The 17,216-nt window shown below is 63.7% G+C and carries 16 protein-coding genes; 3 read left to right on the top strand and 13 right to left on the bottom strand.

Annotated features, from left to right (window positions below):
- Window positions 1–98: 98 nt before the first annotated feature.
- The 13 genes from pqqA to A3Q7_RS0103800 all read right to left on the bottom strand — a co-directional run bounded on the left by pqqA (window position 99) and on the right by A3Q7_RS0103800 (window position 13,881).
- Complete coding sequence (pqqA, locus tag A3Q7_RS20420) at window positions 99–173, bottom strand: pyrroloquinoline quinone precursor peptide PqqA (RefSeq protein ID WP_008060153.1); 75 nt, start codon at window positions 171–173, stop codon at window positions 99–101.
- Between the two features lie 157 nt (window positions 174–330).
- Window positions 331–1,149, bottom strand: a complete 819-nt coding sequence (locus A3Q7_RS0103855; RefSeq protein WP_018410537.1) for a hypothetical protein — start codon at window positions 1,147–1,149, stop codon at window positions 331–333.
- A gap of 115 nt (window positions 1,150–1,264) precedes the next feature.
- A complete protein-coding gene (gene zapE / locus A3Q7_RS0103850) occupies window positions 1,265–2,413 on the bottom strand; it encodes a cell division protein ZapE (RefSeq protein ID WP_018410536.1) in 1,149 nt (382 codons plus the stop codon).
- A 12-nt stretch (window positions 2,414–2,425) separates the two neighbouring features.
- Window positions 2,426–3,862, bottom strand: coding sequence for a dihydrolipoyl dehydrogenase (gene lpdA / locus A3Q7_RS0103845; protein ID WP_026224461.1), 1,437 nt, complete (start codon window positions 3,860–3,862; stop codon window positions 2,426–2,428).
- A gap of 95 nt (window positions 3,863–3,957) precedes the next feature.
- On the bottom strand, window positions 3,958–5,202 hold the full coding sequence (gene odhB, locus A3Q7_RS0103840) for a 2-oxoglutarate dehydrogenase complex dihydrolipoyllysine-residue succinyltransferase (RefSeq protein ID WP_018410534.1): 1,245 nt from the start codon (window positions 5,200–5,202) through the stop codon (window positions 3,958–3,960).
- Window positions 5,203–5,229: 27 nt separating this feature from the next.
- A complete protein-coding gene (locus A3Q7_RS0103835) occupies window positions 5,230–8,046 on the bottom strand; it encodes a 2-oxoglutarate dehydrogenase E1 component (protein WP_026224460.1) in 2,817 nt (938 codons plus the stop codon).
- A gap of 197 nt (window positions 8,047–8,243) precedes the next feature.
- Complete coding sequence (gltA, locus tag A3Q7_RS0103830) at window positions 8,244–9,536, bottom strand: citrate synthase (protein ID WP_018410532.1); 1,293 nt, start codon at window positions 9,534–9,536, stop codon at window positions 8,244–8,246.
- A gap of 63 nt (window positions 9,537–9,599) precedes the next feature.
- The gene (locus tag A3Q7_RS0103825) at window positions 9,600–9,866 is read right to left on the bottom strand and encodes an FAD assembly factor SdhE (protein ID WP_018410531.1); all 267 of its coding nucleotides are present in this window, start codon (window positions 9,864–9,866) and stop codon (window positions 9,600–9,602) included.
- Window positions 9,863–10,573 (bottom strand): succinate dehydrogenase iron-sulfur subunit, encoded by a 711-nt coding sequence (locus tag A3Q7_RS0103820; RefSeq protein WP_018410530.1) that lies wholly within the window; start codon window positions 10,571–10,573, stop codon window positions 9,863–9,865. The genes A3Q7_RS0103825 and A3Q7_RS0103820 overlap by 4 nt, the downstream gene beginning before the upstream one ends.
- Before the next feature lie 10 nt (window positions 10,574–10,583).
- The gene (sdhA, locus tag A3Q7_RS0103815) at window positions 10,584–12,371 is read right to left on the bottom strand and encodes a succinate dehydrogenase flavoprotein subunit (protein WP_018410529.1); all 1,788 of its coding nucleotides are present in this window, start codon (window positions 12,369–12,371) and stop codon (window positions 10,584–10,586) included.
- Window positions 12,372–12,719, bottom strand: a complete 348-nt coding sequence (gene sdhD, locus A3Q7_RS0103810; protein ID WP_018410528.1) for a succinate dehydrogenase, hydrophobic membrane anchor protein — start codon at window positions 12,717–12,719, stop codon at window positions 12,372–12,374.
- Window positions 12,713–13,099, bottom strand: coding sequence for a succinate dehydrogenase, cytochrome b556 subunit (gene sdhC / locus A3Q7_RS0103805; RefSeq protein WP_018410527.1), 387 nt, complete (start codon window positions 13,097–13,099; stop codon window positions 12,713–12,715). Before sdhC ends, sdhD begins: the two co-directional genes overlap by 7 nt.
- Before the next feature lie 53 nt (window positions 13,100–13,152).
- The gene (locus tag A3Q7_RS0103800; protein WP_018410526.1) at window positions 13,153–13,881 is read right to left on the bottom strand and encodes a GntR family transcriptional regulator; all 729 of its coding nucleotides are present in this window, start codon (window positions 13,879–13,881) and stop codon (window positions 13,153–13,155) included.
- Between the two features lie 213 nt (window positions 13,882–14,094).
- Here A3Q7_RS0103800 and A3Q7_RS0103795 point away from each other — a divergent pair, with 213 nt between their 5' ends.
- The 3 genes from A3Q7_RS0103795 (at window position 14,095) to A3Q7_RS0103785 (ending at window position 17,110) form a co-directional block, all read left to right on the top strand.
- Window positions 14,095–15,087 carry a malate dehydrogenase gene (locus tag A3Q7_RS0103795; protein WP_018410525.1) on the top strand — a complete coding sequence of 331 codons (993 nt, stop codon included), beginning with the start codon at window positions 14,095–14,097 and terminating at the stop codon, window positions 15,085–15,087.
- A 125-nt stretch (window positions 15,088–15,212) separates the two neighbouring features.
- On the top strand, window positions 15,213–16,205 hold the full coding sequence (locus A3Q7_RS0103790; RefSeq protein ID WP_018410524.1) for an HpcH/HpaI aldolase/citrate lyase family protein: 993 nt from the start codon (window positions 15,213–15,215) through the stop codon (window positions 16,203–16,205).
- 11 nt (window positions 16,206–16,216) lie between these two features.
- The gene (locus A3Q7_RS0103785) at window positions 16,217–17,110 is read left to right on the top strand and encodes an adenylate/guanylate cyclase domain-containing protein (RefSeq protein WP_018410523.1); all 894 of its coding nucleotides are present in this window, start codon (window positions 16,217–16,219) and stop codon (window positions 17,108–17,110) included.
- The last annotated feature ends 106 nt before the right edge of the window (window positions 17,111–17,216 follow it).

The raw sequence follows: 17,216 nt of genomic DNA, 5'->3' as shown, positions 1-17,216 counted from the left end.
GCGCAAGCGGGCCCCGGTGTGCTCCAGGCGTCGCCGCTGGCGCCGCCTCGTATCCATGCAGCGCCCGGCGGAAAGTAACCGCCGGGCCATTCGCCACCTTAGCGGTTGGCGACGTACATCGTGATTTCGAAGCCGAAACGCAGATCGGTGGCCTTCGGGGTTTCCCAGTTCATGGTTCTCTCCTGACAGTCATATTGAAGGATGCGTCCGTCGCTATGTCACTGAACGCAGAATCAGTATCCGGTTGCCGGGCAATGACCGCGTCGCCATGCACTTGAAGCGTGGCTAGGGAAATTCATGAAGGTTGCCGCAGCACCCCGTGCGCGCCGGTCAGGGAACGACATCGACCTTCACCCACACGCGCCGCTGCGACTGCGCATCACGCGTCGAATAGCGGGTGACGCCGCGCTGGGTCACCTGTTCGTCGTAACCCGAACCGCCCAGTTCCATCCATTGACCGAGCCGGCCGCGCAAGGTGCTCACCAGGCGTGCCGTCCTGACCTCGCCATACTGGGTGTCGGACATCGACTCCTTCTGCGGCGTGATGTCCAGCGTCACCTGGTCACCATTCACATGCGGGATCGCATAGAAACCGCTGGATACGTCGCGATACTGGGTGCCCTGGGTGATGGCGGCGCCGCCCGGTCCAACCAGCACCTGGGCAAACGGGATGGGCGTCGAAGTACCGACCTGGATGAAGGCCGTGCCGCCCTCGACCACCTGAACCCGCTGCGACAGCCTGTCCTGGGCATCGCCGCGCGTGGACCACACGCGGGTCTGCACCCGGCTGTCACCCTCGCTGCGCACCTGCCCGGACACCGCGGCGCCCTCGCGTCCCAGACTGTCGTCGTTGTCGTGACGCACCGAAATCATCAGGCTGCGCAGCGGTGTATCCAGCGCCGCGATCGCCTGCTTCACGGCAGCACGGGTGGAGGCATCCGCGCGGATGAATATCTGGTTGTTGGCGCCCGACAACGCAGCGTCCTTGCCTACCAGCGGTCCCAGCGCCGGCAGTATCTGATCGGGGGTGCGGTGCTTGAGCGGAATGATGTCCAGCTTCACCTGGGCCTGCAAAGGCGCCACCAGCAGGCAGCCGAGAAGGAGGATGGCAAAGGACGGGACACGGAACAGCGAAACGATGCGACGCATGGCAGGACAGGAATGGATGCGGACAGCGTCCAGTTTAGTCCTCGCCCGGTTTCAGGCGACGACGCAGTTCGCGCTTGCCGGCGAAAAGTCATGCCCGGTCAACATGGCCACGATGTCAGGCGGCGACCGACGGCGCCCCGGCAAAGTCGACGCGGTGGGCGCTGGCGAGATAGTCGCGCGTGCGCATTTCGATCAGACGGCTCACCGTACGCGTGAACTCATTCGCATGTGGCCCTTCGGTGTACAGCGCCTCGGCCTCGACTTCCGCCGACAGGATGAGCTTCACCCTGAAGTCGTACAGCACATCGACCAGCCAGGTGAAACGACGCGCCTCGTTGGCGCGATCACGCCCCATTCTCGGCACATTGGAAACGAGTACCGAGTGGTAGCGGCGGGCAAGCTCGAGATAGTCGTTCTGAGAACGCGGACCGCCACAGATTTCGTCGAAATCGAACCAGGCGGCACCCAGCGAACGGTCACGCGTGTGCAGCGTGCGGCCGAGAATGACCAGCGGTCCAGGCGGACACGGCTCGCCGCAGATCTGCCGGAAATCCTCGGCCAGCTTGCGGTCGGCCTGGGCACCGCCCGGCACCATGTAGATGTCCATGCGCTCGAGCGAGCGCAGACGGTAATCGATGCCGGCATCGAGTTCGAACACCTCGAGCCGCTTCTTCAGCAATTCGATGGTGGGCAGGAAGTTCTGCCGCTGCAACCCGTTCGGATACAGGCCGTCGGGCGGGTAGTTGGACGTGGCGACGAACACCACACCGCGCTCGAACAGGGCATCGACCAGGCGCCCGAGTATCATCGCATCGGCGATGTCCGACACGTGGAACTCGTCGAAGCACAGCAACCGGGTGGACCGCGCGATATCGTCGGCGACACGGGCGAGCGGATCCGCCTCGTTCTTGTGCTGTTTCAACGCCTCGTGGATCTGCTGCATGAAGGCATGGAAATGCACCCGCTTCTTGCGGCGATAGGGTACCGATTCATAGAAGCAATCCATCAGGAAGCTCTTGCCGCGCCCGACACCGCCCCAGAACCACACCCCGCGCGGCGGCTGCACGCGCGACAGCAGCTTGCGCAACTGCGTGCGGCGCGCCGCCTTGAAACCCAGCAACTCCGTATACAGCTTCTGCAGCCGTTCGGCCGCCGCGCGCTGCGACACATCGGCGGTATAGCCGCGCGCCGTGAGCTGCGCCTCGAAGGTGTCCAGCATGCCCCGTGCCGGGACTTTCAGGATTTCGTGCGAGGCGGCGCCCATGATCCTGGTTCCTCAGAAGTGCAGCGGGCGTTTGTCGCAGGCCAGCGCCGCTTCATGCATCACTTCCGACAAGGTCGGATGCGCATGGCAGATGCGTGCGATGTCTTCCGAGCAGGCGCCGAATTCCATCGCCACCACCGCCTCGGCAATCAGTTCCGACGCGTTGTTGCCGATCACGTGCACGCCCAGTATGCGGTCGGTGCTTGCGCAGGCATACATGCGCACGAAACCGGTGGTATCGCCCTGGCCCAGCGCGCGTCCGTTGGCGGCGAATGGAATCTGGCCGGTCTTGTACGCGACGCCATCGGCCTTGAGCTGGCTTTCGGTGCGCCCCACCCAGGCGATTTCCGGATGCGTGTAGATGACCCAGGGAACCGTATCGTGATTGACGTGACCGTGCTGACCGGCGATGCATTCGGCCACCATGACGCCCTCTTCCATGCCCTTGTGTGCCAGCATGGGTCCGGGTACCACGTCGCCCACCGCCCACACCTTGGGCAGATTGGTCCGCCCCTGCGCGTCGACCTCGATGAAACCGCGCTCGCCTATCTTCAACCCCACATGTTCCGCATTCAGGCCCTCGGTGTTCGGCACGCGCCCGACCGACACGATGAGGCGGTCGCATTCCAGCACCTGCGGCTCGTCCTTGAGCTCGTACTCGATGCGCACACCGTCACCGACCCGTTCGACCTTGCCTATCTTCGCGCCCAGCCGGATATCCAGCTTCTGCTTGGCGGTAAAGGTCTTCCACGCCTCCTTGGTGACGGCGGGGTCGGCTGCGGCAAGGAACTCCGGCGCCGCCTCCAGTATCGTCACCTCGGCACCGAGCCGCTTCCAGACACTGCCCAGCTCGAGACCGATCACGCCGGCACCGATCACACCCAGTCTTTTCGGCACCGCGTCGAAGGACAATGCACCCTCGTTGTCGCAGATGACGCTGTTGTCGACCGGCATGTCCGGCAGATGCCGGGCGCGCGATCCGGTCGCGACGATCACGTGTTCGGCCAGCACATGTTCCGTTTCGCCATTGCGCGCGATCGCGATCTTCCAGCGTTCGTTCTCACGGCCGGCGAAACTGCCCAGGCCGGACAGCAAGGTCACCTTGTTCTTCTTGAACAGGCCGCGTATGCCGGTGGTGAGCTGGGCAACGATATTGTTCTTGCGCTTCATCATGACGCCCACGTCCATGCGCGGCGCGTCCACCGAAATGCCGTGCATGACGAAGCTGTGCTGCGCCTGATCGAACAGTTCGGACGATTGCAGCAGCGCCTTGGACGGGATGCAGCCCACATTGAGGCAGGTGCCGCCGAGGCGCACCTCGCCCTTGGGGTCGGCATAGGCGTTGTACTCGATGCAGGCCACGCTCTTGCCGAGCTGGGCTGCACGGATGGCTGCGACATAGCCGCCGGGACCGGCACCGATCACGACGACATCGAATTCCTGTGACATCTGAATTGGCTCCGCAAAAAACAGCTTCAAGATTCAAGCACCAGGATGCGAGGGCGGATCTCCCCCGCATCCTGCGTCGTTCGACCTGAATCCGATCACACGTCGAACAGCAGGCGTGCAGGATCTTCCAGCGCCTCCTTCATCGTCACCAGGCCCAGCACCGCCTCGCGCCCATCGATGATGCGGTGGTCATAGGACATCGCCAGATAGTTGATCGGGCGTATCACCACCTGGCCGTTCTCGGCAACCGGCCGGTCCTTGGTCGCATGGATGCCCAGAATGGCGGATTGCGGCGGATTGATGATGGGCGTCGACAGCATGGAGCCGAATACGCCACCGTTGGAGATCGAGAATGTGCCACCCGTCAGCTCCTCGATCGACAGCTTGCCGTCCTTCGCCTTCTGGCCGAATTCCGCGATCTTCAGTTCGATGTCGGCGAAGCTCATCTGGTCGGCATCGCGCAGGATGGGAACGACCAGTCCGCGCGGACTGCCGACCGCGATACCGATGTCGAAGAAGCCGTGGTAGACGATGTCGTTGCCATCGACCGAAGCATTGAGCACCGGAAACTTGCGCAGAGCCTGCAGCGCGGCCTTCACGAAGAAGGACATGAAGCCCAGCTTGACGCCATGCGTCTTCTCGAACTTTTCCGCGTACTTCTTGCGCAGCTCCATGACCGGGGCCATGTTCACTTCATTGAACGTGGTCAGGATGGCGTTCTGCGCCTGCGACTGCAGCAGGCGCTCGGCCACCCGTGCACGCAGGCGCGACATCGGAACCCGCTGCTGCGGGCGGTCGGCCAGCAACTCCTCGATCTTCACCGGTGCGGGTGGCTGCGGCAGCGTCGGCGCCGCGGCGGCGGACGCAGGCCGCGTGACCGCAGCGGATGGCACGGCCGCTTGCGCGGCCAGTGCGTCCGGCTTGGTGATGCGACCGCCGCGGCCACTGCCCTGTACATCGGCACTGTTCAGGCCGCGCTCTTCCATGATCTTGCGCGCCGCCGGACTTGCGGCTGTCGCCCCCGCCGAACCGGCCGCGACGGCCGCCGGTGGCGTGGCAGGCGTGGCCGCAGCGACCGCGGCGGGTGCCGCGGCTGCCTTGGCATCGGTATCGATCTGTGCGATCAGTTCGCCGCTGGTGACCGATGCGCCGTCCTGCTTCACGATGGCCACCAGCACACCGGCGTCGGGCGCCGGCGTTTCCAGCACCACCTTGTCGGTTTCGATGTCGATCAGGTTTTCGTCGCGGGCGACTGCTTCGCCCACCTTCTTGTGCCAGCGGACCAGCGTGGCTTCAGCCACCGATTCGGACAGTTGGGGAACCTTTACTTCGATGAGCATTTGATTCTTTCTCCCTTGCCGGGCGCCTCAGCGCCCCACACCTTCGAACGCCTGTTCGATCACGGACTTCTGTTGCGCCAGATGCTTGGCGCTGTAGCCGACGGCCGGCGACGCCGAAGCCGGCCGGCTCACCAGATCCAGCTTCAGTTCCCCCACTGCCTTGCCCAGATGCTGGCGCGACACCAGCCAGTACCACATGCCCTGGTTGCGCGGCTCCTCCTGACACCACACCACGTTCTTCACACGCGGGTAACGCGCCACCTGGGCGCTCACCTCGGCCTTCGGGAAGGGATAGGGTTGCTCCAGGCGCACGATGGCCACGTTGTCTATGCCCTGCGCGCGCCGGTGAGCCAGCAATTCGTAATAGATCTTGCCGCTGCACATGACGACCCGCTCGACCTTCTGGTCATCCAGCGCATCGACCTCGGGAATCACCGGCTGGAAACGCCCGCTGGACAGCTCGTCCAGCGATGAGATGGCGTCCTTGTGCCGCAGCAGCGACTTGGGCGTGATGATGACGAGCGGCTTGCGCACACGGCGGATCATCTGCCTGCGCAACAGGTGGAAGATCTGAGCCGGCGTGGACGGTATGGTCACCTGCCAGTTGTTCTCGGCGGACAACTGCATGTAGCGCTCGATGCGGGCCGACGAGTGTTCCGGCCCCTGCCCCTCGTAGCCGTGGGGCAGCATCATGGCCAGGCCGCACAGACGCCCCCACTTGGTTTCGCCGGAACTGATGAACTGGTCGAACACCACCTGGGCGCCATTGGCGAAATCGCCGAACTGCGCCTCCCACACCACCAGCTCGTTCGGCTCGGTCGTGGCGTAGCCGTATTCGAACGCCAGTACCGCCTCTTCCGACAGCACCGAGTCGATCACCACGCAGGGCGCCTGGTTCTCCTGCAGATGCTGCAGCGGCATGTAATTGCCGCTGTCCCACTTCTCGCGCCTCTGGTCGTGCAGCACCGCGTGGCGGTGGAAGAAGGTGCCCCGGCCGCAGTCCTCCCCCGACACGCGCACCCCGTACCCTTCGACCAGCAAGGTTGCATAGGCGAGGTTCTCCGCCATGCCCCAGTCCACCGGCAAGGTGCCGTTGGCCATCGCTCGCCGGTCGTCGATGATTTTCTGCACGCGCGAATGCAGCGAGAACTCTTCCGGCACCGTGGTCAGGCGTTCGCCCAGGCGCGTCAATTCCTCGCGCGGCACGCGGGTGTCGCAATCGTCGGTGTAGGCCTGCTTCAGGAAGGGCGTCCAGTCCACCGCGAAACGACGCTGGTGGTTGGTGAGTACCGGGTCCTGCGCGAGCCGGCCTTCGTCAAGCGCCGCACGATAGTCGCTGATCATGCGCTCGGGCGCGGATTCATCGATCACGCCCTGGGAAATCAGACGGTCGGCATACAGCTTGCGCGTACCGGGGTGCGCCGAAATCTTCTTGTACATCAGCGGCTGCGTCACCATGGGCTCGTCCTGTTCGTTGTGGCCGAGCTTGCGGTAGCAGATGATGTCGATCACCACGTCCTTCTTGAATTCGGCGCGGAATTCCATGGCCAGCCGGGTCACGAAGGCCACCGCCTCCGGATCGTCGCCATTGACGTGGAAGATCGGTGCCTCGACCATCTTGAAAATGTCGGTGCAGTACAGCGAAGAGCGGTAATCACGCGGATCGGACGTGGTGAAGCCGATCTGGTTGTTGATGATGATGTGTACCGTGCCGCCGACCCCGTAGCCGCGGGTCTGCGAGAAATTCAGCATTTCCTGGTTCACGCCCTGCCCGGCCACCGCGGCATCACCGTGAATGAGTACCGGCACGACCTGGGTGCCGGTCTTGTCGCCGCGACGACGCTGGCGCGCATAGACCGAACCTTCGACCACCGGGTTGACGATTTCGAGGTGTGACGGATTGAACGCCAGGGTCAGATGCACCGGGCCGGCGGCGGTACTGACATCGGACGAGAAACCCATGTGGTATTTCACGTCGCCCGACGACAGATCGGATGCCGCCTTGCCCTCGAATTCCGAGAACAGCATGGACGGCTGCTTGCCGAGCGTGTTCACCAGCACATTGAGGCGACCGCGGTGAGCCATGCCGATCACGATTTCCTGCGTGCCCAGGCCGGCCGCCACGCGCACCAGTTCGTCCATCGCGACGATGGTCGATTCGCCCCCCTCGAGCGAGAAGCGCTTCTGGCCTACGTAGCGGGTATGCAGATAGCGCTCCAGCGTTTCCGCCGCCGTCACCCGCTCGAGGAAGCGCTTGCGGTCTTCCGCGCTGTAGCCGAAGTTGCCGCGCAAGGGCTCGAGCCTCGCCTGTATCCAGCGCTTGTGCTGGATGTCGGCCATGTACATGTATTCGGCGCCTATGCTGCCACAATACACCTGACGCACCGCCTCGAGGATTTCGCGCAGGCTGGCGCGGTCCTCCGGCGGGAACTTGAACGAGCCGGTGCTGAAGCTGTCGTTCAGATCGGCTTCGGTGAAGCCGTAGTGCGACGGTTCCAGTTCGGAAATGTCCGGGCGTTCCGCGCGCTTGAGCGGGTCGAGTTGCGCCCAGCGATTTCCCAGGAAACGGTAGGCGTTGATGAGTTGCAGCACGCCGACCTGACGCCGGTCCTCGCCCGAGGACACGCTGCGGACTGCGCCGCGCTTGGCCATTTCCGCGAACGAAGCGACGACCGGTGCGTGAGCCACGTCACTGGCCGCACCGGGCATGTGCTGAAGGGATTCGAAATAGCTGCGCCAGGAATCGGGCACCGAACCCGGATTGACGAGATAGGACTCGTAAAGCTCCTCGACGAAGGGTGCATTGCCCCCGAAGAGGTATGAATGGCTCATCATTTGCATCATGGTTCGCTCCTCCGCCCCGGGGTGGCCCGGGTATGTTGTCGCGTCTTGCCGCGCGGTCGGAGCACATGGCGCCAGTCGTGCCATGCCCCCTTCCGTCTCGCGGTAAGCCGAGAAGGCCTGCTGCATGCGGTTTGTATCGGTCGTCAGACCTTTACGCCCCGCGGCATCCGCCGGCCGCGGGGTCGGATGCTACGCGATCAGCGCTGTGCGATGGGTTTCACGTCGCGACGTTCCGGACCGACGTAGAGCTGGCGCGGACGGCCGATCTTGTATTCCGGATCGGTGATCATTTCGTTCCACTGGGTGATCCAGCCTATCGTGCGGGCCAGCGCGAAGATGCACGTGAACATCGAGGTCGGAATGCCGAGCGCCTTCTGCACGATGCCGGAGTAGAAGTCGACGTTGGGATAGAGCTTCTTCTCGATGAAGTACTCGTCCTCCAGCGCGATCTTTTCCAGTTCCATCGCCAGCTTGAACAGACGGTCGTTCTCGAGCCCCAGTTCGGTCAGCACTTCATGGCAGGTCTGACGCATCAGCTTGGCGCGCGGATCGAAATTCTTGTAGACGCGATGGCCGAAACCCATGAGCTTGAAGCTGTCGCTCTTGTCCTTGGCACGCTTGATGTAGTCGCCGACGCGCGATACGTCGCCGATCTCTTCCAGCATCTGCAGGCAGGCCTCGTTCGCACCGCCGTGAGCCGGGCCCCACAGGCAGGCGATGCCGGCGGCGATCACCGCGTAGGGGTTGGCACCGGACGAGCCGGCCAGGCGTACGGTCGATGTCGACGCGTTCTGCTCGTGATCCGCGTGCAGGATGAAGATGCGGTCGAGCGCCTTGACGAGCACCGGATTCGGCTTGTATTCCTCGCACGGTGTGCCGAACATCATGTGCATGAAGTTGCCGGTGTAGCACAGGTCGTTGCGCGGATACATGAAGGGCTGGCCAACCGAGTACTTGTAGGCCATCGCCGCTATGGTCGGCATCTTGGCGATCAGGCGATTGATCGAGATGTCGCGGTGCGCCTGGTCGGAAATATCCATGCCGTCGTGATAGAACGCCGACAGGGCGCCGACCACGCCGGCCATGATGGCCATCGGATGCGCGTCGCGGCGGAAGCCGGCATAGAAGCGGGCGAGCTGTTCATGCACCAGCGTATGGCGCTTGATCTGGCCCACGTAATCCGCCTTCTGCGCGGCATCCGGCAGTTCGCTGTTCTTCAGCAGGTAGCAGACATCGAGGAAGTCGCAGTGCTCGGCGAGCTGCTCGATCGGGTAACCGCGGTACCACAGTTCGCCCTTGTCACCGTCGATGTAGGTGATGGACGACTTGCAGCTGGCGGTGGAGAGGTAACCGGTGTCGTAAGTGAACATGCCGGTCTTGCCATACATCGAACGGATATCAACCACGTCGGGGCCGACCGTACCGCTCATGATCGGGAACTCGGTGGTCTGCCCATCAATGGTCAGCGTGGCGGTGCGTTGATTTGTCATGTCTAACCTCTTCACTTCCTCAAAAATGCCCGGGCCAAAGCCGCAGCGTATCGGTCCGACGGATCAGACCCCGCGCAACAGCTCGACCATCCCCTTCAGGCGCGGCTCCTCACATTCTTCGCGCCCGCTGACAATCGCCAACAAGGTGATGTCGTCGTAATGGAGCAGTTCGAACAGCTCTGCCCTCTGTTGTTCACTCAACTCCTCCAGCAACCCCCTGTCGATGACGCGCTGAAGGACCAGGTCGAGTTCGAGCAAACCGCGCCGGCAGTGCCAGCGCAGCCGCCCCATGTTCACCGTCTGGTCGTTCGCCGCGTCGTCCATGCTCATACCGCCCGGCGGACCATCATGTCCTTGATCTTGCCGATGGCACGCGTCGGGTTCAGGCCCTTGGGGCACACATCGACGCAGTTCATGATGGTGTGGCAGCGGAACAGGCGATACGGATCTTCCAGATTGTCCAGCCGTTCGCTGGTGGCCTGGTCACGCGTATCGGCGATGAAACGGTAGGCCGCGAGCAGGCCGGCCGGGCCGACGAACTTGTCCGGATTCCACCAGAACGACGGGCAGGAGGTCGAGCAGCAGGCACAGAGGATGCACTCGTACAGGCCGTTCAGCTCCTCGCGGTCCTCGGGCGATTGCAGGCGCTCGCGCTCGGGCGGATGTTCGTTGTTGATCAGGTAGGGCTTGATCGAGTGGTACTGCTTGAAGAACTGGGTCATGTCCACGATCAGGTCGCGCACGACCGGCAGACCGGGCAGCGGACGCAGCACGATGGGCGATGGCAGGTCCTTCATGTCGGTCAGACAGGCCAGGCCGTTCTTGCCATTGATGTTCATCGCATCCGAGCCGCACACGCCCTCGCGGCATGAGCGACGGAAGGACAGCGAGTCGTCCTTGTCCTTCAACTTGACCAGCGCATCGAGCAGCTTGCGTTCGGTGCCATCGAGCTCGAGCGAGATCGACTGCATGTAGGGCTTCTCGTCACGATCGGGATCGAAGCGGTAGATACTGAATTCGACAGTACGGGCAGTCATGCTGTGTTCCTCAGTAGGCGCGCTTCTTCAGCGCGATGGTGTCGACCGTGAGCGGCTTGAGATTCACCGGCTTGTACTCGAGCCTGTTGCCCTCGCGATGCCACAGCGTGTGCTTGAGCCAGTTCCTGTCGTCACGGCCGTCCGGGCATTCCGGCGTGTCGGTCGCATCGTCTCGCACATGCGCGCCTCGGGATTCGGTGCGGGCGTTGGCCGACACGATGGTGGCCTTGGCAACCTCGATCAGGTTGTCCAGTTCCAGGGCCTCCAGACGTGCGGTGTTGAATACCTTGGACTTGTCCTTGATCTCGGTCGACGCGGCCTGCTTCTCGATGTCCAGTATCCGGGTCACGCCTTCGGCCAGCATGTCCTTGAACCGGAACACGCCGCAGTGCGCCTGCATCGTGCGCTGCATCGCCAGACGCGTGGCGCCGACTGCGGCGCCGTCCTTCTGGCTGTCCAGACGGTTGATGCGCGACAGCGAATAGTCGGCGGCATTGGCGGGCAGCGGCTTGTGCGCCGCCGGTTGCGCCTTGATGTACTCGACCATGGATTCGCCGGACGATTTGCCGAACACCAGCAGATCGAGCAGCGAATTGGTGCCCAGACGGTTGGCACCGTGCACCGAAGCACAGGCGCACTCGCCGGCGGCATAGAAGCCCTTGACCGGCACGCTCGGGTTGCCGTCCTTCGGCACCACCACCTCGCCGTAGTAGTTGGTCGGAATGCCGCCCATCTGGTAATGGCAGGTCGGCACCACGGGCAGCGGTTCCTTGATCGCGTCGACGCCGGCGAACTGGATGCCGATTTCGCGGATGCCGGGCAGACGCTTCATGATAGTTGCCGGGTCGAGGTGGGTAATGTCCAGCATCACGTGGTCCTTGTTCGGACCACAGCCGCGACCTTCGTTGATTTCCGTCACCATGGCGCGCGACACCACGTCGCGCGACGCCAGATCCTTGGCGTTCGGCGCGTAGCGCTCCATGAAACGCTCGCCGGAGGCATTGCGCAGGATGCCACCCTCGCCGCGCACACCTTCGGTGATGAGCACGCCCGCGCCCGCCACGCCGGTCGGGTGGAACTGCCAGAACTCCATGTCCTCCAGCGGAATGCCGGCGCGCGCCGCCATGCCCACGCCGTCGCCGGTATTGATGAAGGCATTGGTCGAGCTGTAGTAGATGCGACCGGCACCGCCGGTGGCGAACAGCACCGCCTTGGCGTGGAACACGAACACGTCACCGGTTTCCATTTCCATCGCGGTCACGCCGACAACGTCGCCTTCCTCGTCGCGGATGAGATCGAGTGCCATCCATTCGATGAAGAACTGCGTGTTGGCCTTCACGTTGCGCTGGTACATCGCGTGCAGCATGGCGTGGCCGGTACGGTCGGCCGCGGCACAGGAACGGCGCACCGGCTTCTCGCCGAAATTCGACATGTGACCGCCGAACGGGCGCTGGTAGATCTTGCCGCTGTCCAGCCGGTCGAACGGCATGCCGTAGTGCTCGAGTTCGATCACGACCTCGTTGGCCTTGCGGCACATGAATTCGATGGCGTCCTGATCGCCGAGCCAGTCGGAACCTTTCACCGTGTCGTACATATGCCAGTGCCAGTGGTCCTCCTCGGAATTGCCGAGCGAGGCGGCAACGCCCCCTTGCGCCGCCACCGTGTGGGAACGGGTCGGGAATACCTTGGACAGCACGGCGGTGCGCAGGCCGGCTTCCGACAACTGGATGGCTGCGCGCAAGCCGGCGCCACCGGCGCCGACGATCACTGCATCAAACTTGCGGACGGGTACGCTCACTTACAGTCTCCACAGAACCTGCGCCGCCCAGCCCAGATAGCCGATCAGCGCGAGAACGGTCACCGCGTGCAGCAGTACGCGCACGCCGGTGGGCTTGATGTAATCCATATAGATGTCGCGCACACCCACCCACGCGTGGTAGGTCAGCGAGGCAAAGAACAGGAAGGTCGCGAAACGCATGAACCCTCCGGCGAACAGACCGCGCCAGTTCTCATAGTTCATTTCACCCATGGTGAGCGCGCCCGCCGCGAAAATCACCGTATAGACCGCCATCACCACGGCCGTCACACGCTGACCCAGCCAGTCCTTCAACCCGTAGTGGGCACCGACGACGACACGATTCACCACAGCTTCACCCCCAGGATCACGGTCAGCGTGAGGCTCACGACCAGCACGGCCATCGAGCTCTTGCGCGCCACCGACAGTTCAAGCCCCTTGTGCATGTCCAGCAGCAGGAAGCGGATACCGGCACAGAAGTGATGCAGGTAGGCCCACATCAGACCGAGCAGAAGCAACTTGGCCAGCGGATGGCCCACCACGGCACTGAACTCCTCGAAGCTCTCCGCCGAGCCGAGGCTGGCGTCGAACAGCCAGAGCAGCAGCGGCAGACAGAGGAAGAGGCCGGCACCGCTGATGCGGTGGAGGATGGACACAATGCCCGGCAGGGGCAGGCGTATTGACGTCAGCTGAAGGAACTTCGGTCTCGTCTTGCTGGCTGTATTGGCCATCTGGCTCGCTCTCCTAAGTGAATCGTTCCATGCACCGGTCGCCGCCGGCTCAGTCAGTTCAGGGTGTTGAGGTAATAGTGATCGGCCGTCGAACACAGGCCGCGCCGCCATTCCACCGGCTTGTCGTCGTAGGTGTAGGCCACCCGTTCGACCGACAGCAGCGGACTGCCCTCCGGCACATCCAGGTATTCCGCGCTCTGACGGTCGGCCGCGACCGCGCGCAGGCGCTCCTCGGCACGCACCATGCGCACGCCGAAACGGGTTTCGAAAAATGAGTAGAGCGACCCCTGCTGTTCCTTCAGCACATCGAGGTTGAGCCCCGGGAACATGTCGCCGCGCAGATAGATTTCGTCGATCACCACCGGCTTGCCGGCGAACTTGAGCAGACGGCGCACGATGATGATCTGCGAGCCGACATCCACCTCCAGTGTGCGCGCCACCTCCTGGCCGGCCCGGGCGCGCCAGCATTCCAGCGGCACGCTCTGCGACTGTTCGATGCCGCCATCGATCGGCGCCAGCCGCAGGAAGCGGAAGAAGGCGCGCGGATCGTGATGCGTCGCGACAAAAGTGCCCTTGCCCTGCTTGCGCACCAGAAGGTTGTCGGCCGCCATTTCGTCTATGGCCTTGCGCACCGTGCCCTGACTCACGTTGAAACGCTGTGCCAGTTCGGTTTCGCTCGGTATCGCTTCGCCCGGCCGCCACTCGCCACTCTGCAGCGCCTGAGTGAGCAGACCGCGGATCTGACGGTAAAGCGGGCTGAAAGTCGGGGAGTCCTGTGCCATGCGGGAAATTTCAGCACATAAATCCTGTCACGTCTACAACGCGTCTAATGTCTTATATATGATATAAATTGATGCTGTGCAAAAAGCCTCGTGTCGGCCACCCCTGCACCGCGAAAGTGCGTTCTTTGTGCTGTGTGTCAAAAACGCCGCGTGTCGACCATAATTCGTGCCGCGCACAACGCACCCGTCCCATCTCAGACAGGAGAGATCAATATGTCCAAGACGCCACTCCGCGTCGCAGTCACCGGCGCTGCCGGCCAGATCGGTTACGCCCTGCTCTTCCGCATCGCCAGTGGCGAAATGCTGGGCAAGGACCAGCCGGTCATCCTTCAATTGCTCGATCTGCCGCAGGCCCAGAAGGCGCTGACCGGCGTGATGATGGAACTGGACGACTGCGCCTTTCCGCTGCTCGCCGGCATGATCGCGACCGATGATCCGAACGTCGCATTCAAGGACGCCGACTTCGCGCTGCTGGTCGGCGCGCGTCCGCGCGGGCCTGGCATGGAGCGCAAGGATCTGCTGACCGAGAACGCCAAGATTTTCACCGTGCAGGGCGCGGCCATCGGCCAGAACGCGAGCCCGAACTGCAAGGTGCTGGTGGTCGGCAATCCCTGCAACACCAACGCCTACATCGCGATGAAGACTGCCGCCAAGGCCGGCGGCCGCGTACCGGCGAAGAACTTCACCGCCATGCTGCGTCTGGACCACAACCGTGCGCTGTCGCAGCTCTCCGCGAAGATCGGCCGCCCGGTGTCCTCCTTCCGCAAGATGACCGTATGGGGCAACCACAGCCCGACGATGTACGCCGACTACCGCTTCGCCACCGCCAATGGCGACAGCGTCGCCAATCTGGTGAACGACCAGGAATGGAACGCCAAGACCTTCCTGCCGACCGTGGGCAAGCGCGGCGCCGCCATCATCGAGGCGCGTGGCCTGTCATCCGCCGCTTCGGCCGCCAATGCCGCAATCGACCACATGCGCGACTGGCACCTCGGCTCCAATGGTGACTGGGTCACCATGGGCGTGCCATCCGACGGTTCCTACGGCATTCCCGAAGGCCTGGTGTTCGGCTTCCCCTGCGTCTGCGAGAACGGTGAGTACACCATCGTGAAGGGACTGGAGATCGACGAGTTCTCCAAACCATATGTCGCCAAGACCCTGGCCGAACTGGAAGAGGAGCGCGCCGGCGTCGCCGACCTGCTGTGAATCCGCTGAGACGCGCGCCGTCGACGTGTCACCCTGTTGCCCCGGGGACGGACATGCGGCGGTGCAGCGTTGAATCGACCGAAGCGGCCCGGTAACGTGGCCGCTTTTTTTATGCCGGAGTTTTCATGAACGCCGCCGTGCATCCGAAGGACGTGCTGTACAAGGGCGAAAAGCCCTTCCCCATCCTGCCCGCCGTCGATCACTACGCCGGCTCGGAAAAGCTCATGCGCAAGGCGCTCGCGCTGCAGGCCGAGTTGGGCCCGATCTTCGACGTGACCTGCGACTGCGAGGACGGCGCGGCAGCCGGCAACGAGATCGAGCACCGCAAGCTGTGCGCCAGCGTGATCGCCAGCGAGGACAACCGTTTCGGGCGCGTTGGCGTGCGCATCCATGATGTGACCCATGCGCACTGGAAAGCCGACATGGAACTCATCGTCGGCGAGGCAGGCAACAAACTGGCCTTCATCACGCTGCCCAAGGCGCGTTCGGCCGACGATGTGAAAACGCAGCTCGACTGGCTGCGCAACTGCGAAACGCTGGCCGGCGTCGAGCGCAGGATCCCGGTTCACGTACTGATCGAAAGTCACGGCGCATTGCGGCAGGTGTGGGACATCGCGGCGCTCGACCGGGTCGAATCCATAGACCTGGGCCTGATGGATTTCGTCAGTGCCCATCACGGTGCCCTGCCCGGCGACGCGATGAAAAGCCCGAAGCAGTTCGAACATCCGCTCATCGTGCGCACCAAGTGCGAAATCGCCGCGGCGGCCCACGGCTGTGGCGTGGTGCCGACCCACAACGTGACCACCGAAATCCGTGACATCGACTTCATCCGCAACGATGCGCGTCAGGCGCGACGCCAGTTTGGCTTCATGCGGATGTGGAGCATCCATCCCAACCAGATCCTGCCCATCGTCGAGGAAATGCGGCCGGATTTCAGCGAGGTCGAAGACGCCATCGCCATCCTCTGCGGCGCCCAGGACGCGAGCTGGGGTCCGACGCGCCATCACGATACGCTGCACGATCGCGCGTCCTACCGTTACTATTGGGAACTGCTCGCACGCGCGCACGCTACCGGCGTGCCGCTCCCGGACGATGTGCGCGGCAGGTTCTTTGGCTGATCCGACCCCTGATGCAGAAAGCTCCGCCGGTTTCGAAAGAGTGCGCCGTCCTGTTTGCCGACCTGGTCGGCAGCACCCAACTATACGAGCGCATGGGCGATACGGCGGCTTTCGCGCTGATAGACCGCTGCCTGCGCGGCATGCGCGATGCCGTGCTGTCCTGCTCCGGCCGCGTGATCAAGATGACCGGTGACGGTCTGCTCGCCACCTTCCGCGCCTGCGACCAGGCCGCCGACACCTCTCTCGCCATCCATGCGGCGATCAGCGAGCTGCCTCTGGCCAGCCACTTTTCGCTCGGTGTGCGCACCGGTTTCCATTTCGGTCCGGTGATCGAAACCGGCGACGACATCTATGGCGAATCGGTCAATATTGCCGCGCGGCTGTCGGAACTGGGCAGCCACGGCCGAGCCATCGTGTCGACCGAAGCCGCGGTGCGCCTGAGCGAGCACTTCCAGGCCATGGTGCGGCCGATGCCACCGCGTGTGGTGAAGGGAGTGGCGCGCTCGGTGGAAATGTGCGAGCTGCGCTGCGAACATTCCGACATGGTGACCCATATCGGCGGCCTGAATGCCGACCTGGGCAAGAAGGAAATGCGTGTCTATCACGGCGGCCGCGTGTGGCTGGTCGGCGCCGAACATCCCCGGTTGCGCCTGGGACGCGACGCCGGTGTCGACATTCTCGTGCGCGACGCGCGCGCCTCGCGCCAGCATTGCGAAATCGAGTTCCGGCGCGACCGTTTCGTGCTGATCGACCGCTCCAGCAACGGCACCTTCGTGACGCTGGAAGGCCGGCACGAATTCGCGCTGACCCGCGAAGAGGTCGTCATCGACGGCCACGGCTGGCTGGCCTTCGGCTCGCCGCGCAGCAATGCCAGCGACGTCGTGGAGTTCTTCTGCCTGGGCTGACGCGTCGACTTCATTCCACGTCTGCGCTCGACCCCAACGTGCGCCGCCCTCTCCCCGGCACCGCGACACCCGGCCCAACACGCCCGACCGGACCACTTCTGCCTGT

This window comes from Methyloversatilis thermotolerans (assembly GCF_000372885.1).
Classification (GTDB): Bacteria; Pseudomonadota; Gammaproteobacteria; order Burkholderiales; family Rhodocyclaceae; genus Methyloversatilis; species Methyloversatilis thermotolerans.
This window is presented reverse-complemented; position numbering and strand designations above follow the sequence as displayed.